Here is a 10,216-nt window from a genome sequence, read left to right as displayed (position 1 = left end):
CACGCTGGTCGGCATGTAGCGCCGGGTATTGCTCTGTTCGCTTTTCACCTCTCCTGGACCAGCACGTGAGGTGCGTCCTTAATGCCTCCTGGGTTGGTCTGACCGGGTCGCGGGTTTGTTGCTTTGGTGGGCCACCAGCTGGCTTCGCGTAGGAGTGTGGCGATGGCGGGCACGGTGAGGGTGCGCACGAGGAAGGTGTCGAGCAGCAGCCCGAAGCCGATGATGAGGCCGGCTTGGATCATGATGGCGACTGAGCCGACCATGAGGCCGAACATGCTGGCGGCGAATATGAGGCCAGCGGAGGTGATGACGGCTCCGGTGTTTGCCACGGTGCGCAGGACGCCGACGCGGATGTTGGTTCCGGATTCTTCGCGGAGCCGTGAGACGAGCAGCATGTTGTAGTCGGCGCCGACGGCGACGAGGATGATGAACGCCAGCAGCGGTACGGGCCAGGCGATTTCGTGGCCCAGTCCCCATTGGAAGACTACGACGCCGATGCCGAGTGATGCGAGGTAGTTGAGCACGACGGTGCCTAGTAGGTAGAGCGGTGCTAGGAGTGCGCGCAGTAGTAGGACCAGGATGACGCCGACGATGATGATGGTGGCGATGGCTAGTTGTGCGAAGTCGGCCCAGAGGAGTCGTTGGATATCGGAGTTGACGGCGGGGAAGCCGGCTACGGACACGGTGGCGTCGGCGAGTGACGTGTTGGGTCGTGCGGTGTTGGCGGTGTCGGTGATGCGGCTGGCGAGGTCCATGGCTTCAACGCTGTATGGGTCGTGGCTGCTTTCGATCATGAACCGCGCTGTTTTGCCGTCCGGTGAGAGGAATTGTTCGGCGACGTCGGTGAATTGCCGGTTCTCGAATGCGTTGGCGGGCAGGTAGAAACCGCTCGAGGAGTCGGAGTCGGCCGCTGCGCGCGAGGAGTTCTGTAGTTGGGTGGCGATCTGGCTCATGCCGGACAGCATTTCGATGTTGCTGTCGGCGAGGGTGCGGACGCCGGTGGCGAGTGCTTGGGCGCCGGAGGCCAGCTGTCCGATTCCGTCCTGCAATCGGCGGAGATTTGTGGTCAGGTCGGCGGGGTCACCCAGGGCTCCGAATGCCTTGTCCAGTGAGGCGACTGCGTTCTGGACGTTGGCGAGGGTGCCACCAACGGTGGCATTGGTGGCGGGATCGTAGCGGTCCCCGAGGTCGGCGATTTGGTTGAAGAATCCGTTGTCGCGCAGAGTGACCAGGATCTGGACCTGGTTGCGGATTTGGGCGCATTGTGGGGTGGTGGCGCACCAGGGTGAGGTGTTGAGGGCGCCGACGAGTGGGTCGAGTTGAGTGATTGCGTTTTGGGCTTGGTTGGCCAGCGGTCGTAGTCCTGGGCCGGATTGGATGGCTTGGTCGACGGCGGGGGCAGTGGCGGAAAGTTGTTGCAGCAGCGGCCGGAATTGGTTGACCTGAGTTCCTGCGGATTGGGCTTGGGTGAGGATTCCGGCTAGTGGTGTGAAGGCGGTGCGCACGGTGCTGTCGAGTTGGGCGAGGCCGTCGGCGAGCTGGTCGGCGCCGTCGGTGAGTTTGGTGAGGTCGTCCTTGCGGGAGTTGCCCTCGGCGACGGCGCCGGCCATTTTGTCGCCGATCTGGCCGTTCTGCCAGGCCAGTTCTGCTTGGTCGAGGCGCTCTCCGGTGGGGCGGGTGACTCCGGAAACCTTGGTGACGCCGGGGATCTGGGAGACGCGGGAGGCCATCTCGTCAAGATCGGCCAGTCCTTTGCCGGTCCGCATGTCGGTCGGATTTTCCACGACGAGGAATTCGCTGATGACGACGTCTTTGCGGAAGTGGCGGTCCAGCAGGTGGTAGCCCAGGTTGCTGGCCGTGGTGTCTGGTTGGCCCTTGCGGTCGTCGTAGCTGATTTTGATGGTTGCTGCCGCTGCCGACAGGGCGAGCAAGATGACCAGGCTGACGATGAGTAGTGGCACGGGACGGCGGACCACGGCGACGGCGACGCTGTTCCAGTAGCGGCGGGTGCGATCGGGTTTGGGTTCACCGATGCCGCGTTTGGCGGCTAGCGACAGCACCGGTGGCAGCAGGGTTACGGTGGCCAGAAATCCGAACAGTACGGCGATGGCACACGCGGGGCCAAGGGCGGCGAAGACGCTGAGCCGCGCGAAGACCATGGCCAGGAACGCGAGTGCGACGGTGGCGGCGGAGGCGAGGATGACGCGCCCGATGCTGGCGGTGGCGTGGATGACGGCCTGATCGGCGGGTACTTGGGCGCGGCGCTGTTCGTGGTATCGGCTGATCAGAAATACGGTGTAGTCGGTTCCCGCGCCGAGCAGGATCGCAGTCATGAAGGCGACGGTGAACTGGGAGACGGGCATGCCCATCTCGCCGAGGGCGGACAGCACGCCGCGCCCGACTGCCAGGCTCAACCCGATTACTAGCAGCGGTAACAGCGCGGTGAACACCGACCGGTAGACGATCAGCAGGATCAGGGCGATCACGCCCGCGGTAGCGATTGAGATCAGCAGCAGGTCGTGCTCGGCGGATGCGATCATGTCGCTGAAGGTTGCCGGTGGTCCCGTCACTTGCACAGTCGTGGTCGAGCCGGTGAAGACCTCGGCGGCGATGTTGCGCACCGCGTTTACCGATTCGGCGGCCGTGGGGTCTCCGAGGGTGCCGGTGACACCTACGGGCAGGTACCAAGCTTTGCGGTCGGCGCTGACTGCCTGGGCTTCGGTAATCGGATCGGACAGTAGGTCCTGCACCAGCAGGACGTGGTTGCCTTCGCCCTGCAACCGGCGCACGAGTTCGCCGTAGCGCTGCCGTGCAGTCGGAGTCAAGCCATTGGGGTCTTCCATGGCGACGAACACCATGGTTTTTGAGCCTTCTTCGCCGAAAGCGGCGCTCATGCGGTCAACCGTCTGCAAGGACGGCGCATCGCGAGGGATGAGGTCCACCGACTGTTGGCGCACCACGGTTTCTAGCTGGGGGAACAGCAACGCGAGGACGACCGCGGCGCCTAGCCATACCCCGATGACCAGCGCTTTGTGTCGGAGGGTGAATCGGGCTAGCGCTGCCAACCGTTCGCTGTACTCGCGGGTTTCGGCCGGGTTGGGGGATCCGTTGTCCCGCTGGCCACGGCGCGTGGCCTGGCCTGGGGAATCTGCAGTGCCGTCGGTCACTGGGCCTCCACTAGTAGCGAATCGTAGCGATACTATCGGTATCGCTACGCTACCGCATGTAGTGCAAGTGGTGGCGGGGCCGTCGTCGCCAGGCCGCGCAAAGCGCGCGGCTGGCGAAGGGGCCGGCGACCGCTATCGAGTCGGGACCGGGCCGACGGTCGCAGTGGGCAGAGGAATGATCGAACACTCAGTGGGTTTCTGGAAGCCAGGGCTGACGCTGTAAGTCGACGACACTGGCCTTGGATGCCGTTCAGGGTCTTGCTGTTGCTGTTCTCGGACGTTGGTCGTCGGGCGCACGCACGGCCACATCGCGTAGCGGGGCCGCTAGCTCTAGGTTTGCGCTTCGGTTGTGGCCGACTGGCCCGTGTTCTGCAGCAGCACGTAATTGCCTAGGCTGCCCAGGAAACCTGCGCAGTGCTGAACGAGTTCATCTGTGGTGAATTCCAGTTCTCCGTCGAGTCGGCGGCGCAAGACTTCGAATAGCCCTCCCACGCCCAAGGTCGAAGCCAAATGGGCAACCCCCACGGCAGAGTCGGCGATGTCGAGGTGAAGTCTGGCTTCGCGCAAGACAAGGTCGGTGAAACCTGCCATTAGTTCGCTGCGTAGCTCTCGGAGCAGCGGCTCGGTTGCAGATTCCACGAACAGGATCCGACCCAGCCGCGGGTCGTTGTCGATCATGCCGACCAGCCTGCGGATTGGCGCGTACGCCAATACCTCCGGTGGCTCGCCGGCATCGGGGATCGCGTCGACTATCACCTCCTGGAAGGTGGCATAGAGCTGCTGGTAGACAGCCCGCAGGAGTGCGTCTCGGTCGGAGAAGTGCTGGTAGAAGTACCGTGACGTGACACCCGATTCAGCGCAGACGGCAGTCACAGTGGCGGCGGCAACGCCGCGCGTGCCGATCAACTCCGTTGCGGCCTCGATGAGACGGGTGCGCCGGTTCCGGTGACGCTCCTCGGCGGACATTCCGCTATACACCCGCGCCGAAACCACGTGGATAGCTTGCCATCTAATTCTGACAAGGCTTAGAGTCAGATTGACAGCGCGTCCTTGGCGAATGGGAGAACAACATGAGCGACGATTCGTCCACACGGCCCACCGCACGGGTCGTCCCGAAGCCCCGCCGTGTTCGATTCGATATGCCTGCTGGGACCAGTCGGCAGCACTTCGTTGATGGCGACTTGGTGATGAGCCACTTTGTGTCCACCTTGTCGGCCACGTTCCCCGAAGGCGAAGACTTCTTTATCCGGTCAGTCCGCGAGTACCGGGACCACATCAGCGACGCTGACCTCAAGGAGGCGGTCAAGGGGTTTATCGCACAAGAGGCCACCCACCGACACCAGCATCGGCTGCTCAACGATCGGCTTCAAGCAATGGGCTATCCCACCGAGGGGATCGATCGGCATGTCAAGAAGCTGGTTGGCCGACTTGAGAAGCGTTTTTCTCCCAAGATGCGCCTGGCTGTGACGGCCGCCCTCGAGCACTACACGGCGACATTCGCCGAGATCATTCTCACCAGCGACGAAGCTCAAGAACTGATCGGCGACACCGAAGTGCGGCCTATTCTGCTCTGGCACGCACTGGAAGAATGCGAGCATAAGGCCGTTGCTTTCGATGTCTACGAGACGGTCGGTGGAAGCGAACGCACCAGGGTCTGGGGGATGCGGATCGCCAGCCTCCTCTTGTTCAGCGAGTTGGTCATCCAGACCACCCGCTCTCTGGCTGGTGACCGTTCCGCCTACAACCCGGTGCGCTTGCTGCGCAGCCTTCGAGCCTTCCGTCATAACCCGCTATTCAGCCCAGCAGCAATTGCGCGCTTTCGCTCCTACACCCGCGCCGGATTTCATCCCGACGACTGGGACAGCGCAGAAATCCTCGAACGCTGGACCAAGGAACTCTTCGACGCCGATGGTGGCCAGCAAGTGCGTAGTGGCGTCTAGCTCGACCAGAGCCCGGCACAGTTCAAAGTCGGCCTTAACCGAAGAACACTTCATGGGCTCCGCTTCGCGCGCTGTGAAGTCAAGATCGGTTCTGACTACTGGCCGATCGATGGTGCTCGACCAACGTCGCGACCTACAGGAGGTTCCGGCCGAGGAACTCGGTGACGGCGCAGCCGAAGGCGTCGTTGTCGTCGCCGGCGATCATGTGTCCGGTGCCGGATACGTCGACGGTCTCGGCGTGGGGAACCAGTTGCTTGAACTCGTCGACGGTGGCTTGGGAGACCACGTCGGACAAGAGGCCCCTTACGAGAAGTGTTGGGGCATTGACCCGTCGGGCTCCGTCGATCAGCAGGTGGCTGATTGCGTCGAATTGCTCCGTTCCCGTGGTCGATTCGTCGCGGAGAAAGTCGAAGTTGGAGTGAATGAATGCCGGGTCCCACCGCCAGATCCAGCGGCCGTCGTGACGCTGCCGTAGCACCTTGCGCAGGCCGTCGACGTTGGCCGGGCGCGAGCGATGGGGGTTGTACGCGGCGATCACCTCTGCGGCGTCAGAGAGGGTGCTAAAGCCATCGGGATGTGCGGCCATGAACGTCACCACGCGACGGGCGCCCTGGAATTCAAGTCGCGGGGTGACGTCGACCAGGACGACCGCCGCCCACGACGCCCCGGATGTCAACAGATGCGTGCCGAGCACGGTCATGCCCCCAAGGGATGCACCTACGACCGCAGGGGCGGTATAGGCGCTGAAGTGCTCGCGCACGGCGAGAAGATCGGTCGCGAGTCGCTCGATGTCGTACCTGCCGGCTGGGTCCCAGTCGCTGTCGCCGTGACCGCGGGTGTCGTAGGCGACGACTGTGTATCCGCATGCGTGGAGGCGACGCGCTGAAGTGCTCCACGCGTGCCGGTTCTGGCCGCCGCCGTGCAGGAGCAGCACGACGGGACGGGCGTCATCGTGGCCGTAGCAGTCCGCAGCCAGGGCGATCCCGTCCTGGGTTCGGACCCGATGCTGCACGGCGGAGGTCATGACACCTTCCTGGCGAGATCGTCGTCCGCCCGAAGCGTGGGCCCGGCAGCAAGCGCCTTCATAGTGCGTTGCCCGCGGCGTTCACGATCGTGACCGTGCCCTGGGCTACGCAGACGGCTTTGTCGCCGTTGCTAATGTCGATGCGCGCCACTCCACTGCGCTTGCCCAGCGACACGATGTCGGTGACGGCGACACACACACCGGTGGACACGGGTCGCAGCAGGTTTAGCTTGAATTCGGTGGTGGCGACCCATGATCCGGCCGGAATGACGGGGTAGAACACGACTCCGAGACAGTGGTCGACCATCGCCGATAGACATCCGCCGTGCAGGGTGCCGAAGGGTGTGAGCAGTTCGGCACGGGTTTCCATCTCTGCCACCAGCCGACCGGCGGCGAGTTCGGTGTGCCGAAAGCTCAGAAACCTCGACAGTCCACCTGCTGTGTTCGGCGATCTGAGCAGCTGGTCGGCGATCTGCTCATCGAAGTGCGCGAATGTCACTGCCACCACCATGCCCCTTTCTCCTGTCCGGTCATGGGTCGATCACCGTTCGAGCCCGCGAATCGTTTGAGCATGTCGCCGAATGCGCCGAGGTCGCCGTGCGCGGCGGAGTGCTCGATATCGACGGCGATGAAGAACCTGGCCGCGCGGTGATGCACACGACGCGTCGTCGAGGAGGGGCACGGGCTAGACCGGTGTGGTCCAAGTGATGGGCAGCGATGTGTAGCCGCGGATCGGTCCGGACCGCAGCCGCCGCGCCGATTCAAGATCGACCTCCCAGTCGGGCACCTTGTCCAACAGAGCATCCAGAGCGATGCGGGCCTCCATCCGCGCCAGTGCCGCGCCCAGACAGAAGTGGATGCCGCGACCGAAGGCGACCTGGTGCTCACTGGTGCGCTCGATGTCGAACACGTCAGGATCGGGGAAGGCGCGCTCGTCGCGGTTGGCCGACCCGAACAGCAGCAGCACCTTCTCACCTTGACGCATGGTCGTGTCGTGCAGTGTGACGTCGCGGGTCAGGGTTCGTGAAAGTCCCTGTGCCGGTGAGTCGTAGCGCAGCAACTCCTCAACTGCCGGCCCCAATAGTGTTCGATCGGCGGCCAGGCGTCGGCGGGTCTGCCGATGCTGGGCCAGCACGACCGCGGAGTTCCCCAGCAGATTGGTGGTGGTCTCGTAGCCCGCGACGAGCAGCAGCGCGCAGAAGCCGAGGACTTCCTCGTCGGTCAGTCTGATCCCGTCGACTGTGGCGTTCGCCAACGCCGACATCATGTCCTCGCGGGGGGTTTGGCGGCGGTCGGCGAGGAAGTCGGTGAAGTAGGCGTAGATCGAGGTGGCGGCGGTCAGTGCGTCGGTGGTTTGTCCGTGGTTGACGTCGACCTGGACCAGTTGGCTCGACCACAATCGGAACTGATCACGATCGGTGGCGGGAATGCCCAGTAGATCGGCGATCACCGCGGCGGGCAGGATCGCGGCGAAGTCGGTCACGAAGTCCGCCGAACCAGAGCCCTCGTCGAGGCGCTCGAACAACTCCGCGGCCATCTGTGTGATGGCGCCCTGCAGCCCGGCCACCCGCCGGGGAGTGAACGCCCGGCTCACCAGGGCACGCAACTGGTCGTGGCGCGGAGGGTCCATCACGATCATCATCGGCAGGAACGAGCCGATGAAGTCCGATCCCGGTGGGGTGGGGAAGATGCCGTCCACCGAGGAGTACGTGCCGTGATCCAGTGCTGCGGCCTGGACGTCGGCGTGCCGGCTCAACACCCAGGTATGGGATTCCTCGGCGCGGTACACCGGAGCCGTGTCACGCAACGACCGATACGTCGGATAGGGGTCGTTGAGAATCGAGGCGTCGAACGGGTCGTAACGAATTTGCACCGAGACCACCAAGACCTCCGACCACCAAAGTAACGACGGTTTAGACTCGCAGTCTAAACCGGCCGAACGGGACAGGGGGGCAATGCGCAAGATTCCACGTCAGATCTCTGACCGGCTTCCCGCCGCGGCGGACTTGTTCGCCGAGAAGGGGCTCAACGACTCCAAGATCGAAGACGTCGCCGCGGTGACCGGTGTGCCGAAAGCGACGCTGTACTACTACTTCGCCGGTAAAGAGGACATCCTTGCTTTCCTGCTCGAAGACCTCCTCAAGGACATCTTCGATGCTGTGACCGCGATCGTGCACACCGGCGGCACCGGTGCCGAACGCCTCGAACTCGTGATCCGCGCACAACTGCGGGCAATGGCGCAGCGGCCAGCGGTATGCCGTGCACTCATCGGCGAATTGGGACGAGCGGCCCGCATGCCGGCTATCGCCGAGATGATCAATACCGCCTACCAACAACCCGTCGAAACCCTGCTCATCGAAGGGGCCCGCGACGGATCCCTCGTCGCTCAGCCCGATGCGCGATCGACGTCGATTGCGCTGTTCGGCGCGGTCACCATCAATGCACTCATGTACCTGGTCACCGATAACCACCTCGACGAGACGGTGGTCGCCAGCACCCTCAGCGCCGTCATGTTCGACGGGCTGCGCCCGCGCACAGGAGACCAGTCATGAGCACCTACGGCCTGTCGGTTCTCGGCGCGGATCTGAAGTCACTGGCCCAGACCGCCCAGGCCGCTGATGCGGCCGGGTTCGACGCCGTATGGGCCTCGGAGTTCTATTCTCGGTCCGGATCGATCTCCATGGCCGCGATGGCCAACAGCACCCAGAACTGTCGGATCGGTTCCTCCATTCTCTACGGCGTCGGCCGAAGCCCCCTGGTGCTGGCCACCGAGGCGCGCGACCTCGACGAACTCTCCAACGGACGACTGGTACTCGGCATCGGCAACGGCACCAAACGGATGATGGGCGACTGGCACGGCGTGCCCGACACCTCCGCACCCGCCCTGCGGATGGAAGAACTCGTGATGCTGCTGCGCCGGATATGGAACCTGCATGAAGGCCCGATCCATCACGAGGGCCGTTTCTACAGAATGAATCTCACCCCGACCGGCGACGTGGGACCCTCCAGCAGGCCGATCCCGATCGTCACTGCCGGTGTCCGGCCCCGGATGTGCGAGGCGGCCGGGCGGGTGGCCGACGGCCTAGCCGGACATCCGCTGTTCACAACCACCTACGTCGAAGAGGTCGTCCGGCCCGCTATCGCCAGGGGCGCCGCGCACACCGGCCGCGACCCCAATGACGTGGAAATCATTTCCATGGTGATGTGCGCCATCCACGACGACGCCGAGGTCGCCAGGCGCGAACTGGCGCAGCAGATTGCGTTCTACTCCTCGGTCAAATCCTACGAGACGGTACTCGATGTGAACGGCTTCGCCAGCGAAGGCCGAGCCATCCGGCAAGCATTCGCCCAGCGCGATTTCCCGGCGATGTTCGCCGCTGTGTCCGAGGAGATGATCGACGCCATGGGTGTCGCCGGGACGGCGCACGAGGTCCGTGAACAATTGAGACGGTACAACGGCGTCCTCGACCACATCATGCTGTATTCACCATCGGTCGGCATCACTGCCGAACGCGTGCAACAAAACCTCGACAGCATCATCCGGGAATGCTCGCCCGCCTCGATGTCGCCAGGGCGGTCCTGTCCACGTTCAACCTGATCCACGTATTGCCGCCCAAGTCGACCCGTCGCAGTGTCCGCGGCCGGATTAGTGGGTCTGCCGCGCCGACCCCGCCGATGATTGCCTGACGCTGTTGACGATGTTGGCGTCGTCGGTGTCGGGGAGGTCATGGCGGACCACGCGTACCCGTCCTTGAGGTAGACAGGCCATGTAGCCGTGGCGCATGCCATAGAGCTCCCACGCTGTCTGTTCAGCGTCGGGATCGACATCGATGCGATGTCCGCGCGAGAAGCTCAGGTGTAGCCCTCCATCGTCGCTGGACCAGGCCTGGGTGCACAGTGCGCCGGCGAGGTTCAGCAGCGGGCGTTCGTGGGTCGCGATCCTGAGGGGGTCAATACGCACCGCCTCGATGGGGTAGGTGCCGACGGCAGGAAGCGTCAATAGTAGGGGGCAGGAGATGACGATTTCGTTGTAATCATCGAAATCCAGAACCAGGCCGCCGTGCAGCGAGAGGCGTTGTACGACA

General features: G+C 63.9%; 10 protein-coding genes. 3 read left to right on the top strand and 7 right to left on the bottom strand.

The window, feature by feature from the left end; genetic code table 11:
* Positions 1 to 44: 44 nt before the first annotated feature.
* Together MHN84_RS29355 and MHN84_RS29350 are read right to left on the bottom strand one after the other, a co-directional pair.
* Positions 45 to 3,167 carry an RND family transporter gene (locus tag MHN84_RS29355; protein WP_011856887.1) on the bottom strand — a complete coding sequence of 1,041 codons (3,123 nt, stop codon included), beginning with the start codon at positions 3,165 to 3,167 and terminating at the stop codon, positions 45 to 47.
* Between the two features lie 330 nt (positions 3,168 to 3,497).
* The gene (locus MHN84_RS29350) at positions 3,498 to 4,133 is read right to left on the bottom strand and encodes a TetR/AcrR family transcriptional regulator (RefSeq protein ID WP_011856886.1); all 636 of its coding nucleotides are present in this window, start codon (positions 4,131 to 4,133) and stop codon (positions 3,498 to 3,500) included.
* Positions 4,134 to 4,237: 104 nt separating this feature from the next.
* Between MHN84_RS29350 and MHN84_RS29345 the strand changes: the two genes are divergently transcribed.
* Positions 4,238 to 5,107 (top strand): metal-dependent hydrolase, encoded by an 870-nt coding sequence (locus MHN84_RS29345; protein ID WP_011856885.1) that lies wholly within the window; start codon positions 4,238 to 4,240, stop codon positions 5,105 to 5,107.
* Between the two features lie 133 nt (positions 5,108 to 5,240).
* Here MHN84_RS29345 and MHN84_RS29340 read toward each other — a convergent pair whose 3' ends face one another.
* Genes MHN84_RS29340 through MHN84_RS29325 form a run of 4 tightly spaced genes read right to left on the bottom strand, consistent with a single transcriptional unit; the run spans position 5,241 to position 8,013 of the window.
* Positions 5,241 to 6,131 (bottom strand): alpha/beta fold hydrolase, encoded by an 891-nt coding sequence (locus tag MHN84_RS29340; RefSeq protein WP_011856884.1) that lies wholly within the window; start codon positions 6,129 to 6,131, stop codon positions 5,241 to 5,243.
* Between the two features lie 58 nt (positions 6,132 to 6,189).
* Positions 6,190 to 6,642 (bottom strand): PaaI family thioesterase, encoded by a 453-nt coding sequence (locus tag MHN84_RS29335; protein ID WP_011856883.1) that lies wholly within the window; start codon positions 6,640 to 6,642, stop codon positions 6,190 to 6,192.
* Positions 6,627 to 6,788, bottom strand: a complete 162-nt coding sequence (locus MHN84_RS29330) for a hypothetical protein (RefSeq protein WP_156442342.1) — start codon at positions 6,786 to 6,788, stop codon at positions 6,627 to 6,629. The genes MHN84_RS29335 and MHN84_RS29330 overlap by 16 nt, the downstream gene beginning before the upstream one ends.
* A gap of 28 nt (positions 6,789 to 6,816) precedes the next feature.
* On the bottom strand, positions 6,817 to 8,013 hold the full coding sequence (locus MHN84_RS29325) for a cytochrome P450 (RefSeq protein WP_011856882.1): 1,197 nt from the start codon (positions 8,011 to 8,013) through the stop codon (positions 6,817 to 6,819).
* Positions 8,014 to 8,086: 73 nt separating this feature from the next.
* On the opposite strand from MHN84_RS29325, the gene MHN84_RS29320 reads away from it, so the two are divergent.
* A complete protein-coding gene (locus MHN84_RS29320; protein ID WP_011856881.1) occupies positions 8,087 to 8,683 on the top strand; it encodes a TetR/AcrR family transcriptional regulator in 597 nt (198 codons plus the stop codon).
* Complete coding sequence (locus MHN84_RS29315; protein WP_011856880.1) at positions 8,680 to 9,729, top strand: LLM class flavin-dependent oxidoreductase; 1,050 nt, start codon at positions 8,680 to 8,682, stop codon at positions 9,727 to 9,729. Before MHN84_RS29320 ends, MHN84_RS29315 begins: the two co-directional genes overlap by 4 nt.
* 48 nt (positions 9,730 to 9,777) lie before the next feature.
* On the opposite strand, the gene MHN84_RS29310 is transcribed toward MHN84_RS29315, so the two are convergent.
* Positions 9,778 to 10,216: DUF6188 family protein (locus MHN84_RS29310; RefSeq protein WP_241207959.1), on the bottom strand; the 439-nt coding region annotated here is incomplete at its 5' end.

The sequence above is a fragment of the Mycobacterium sp. PSTR-4-N genome, assembly GCF_022348085.1.
GTDB lineage: Bacteria > Actinomycetota > Actinomycetes > Mycobacteriales > Mycobacteriaceae > Mycobacterium.
The sequence above is the reverse complement of the archived record's forward strand: the minus strand, read 5'-3'. Positions and strand labels throughout refer to the sequence as shown.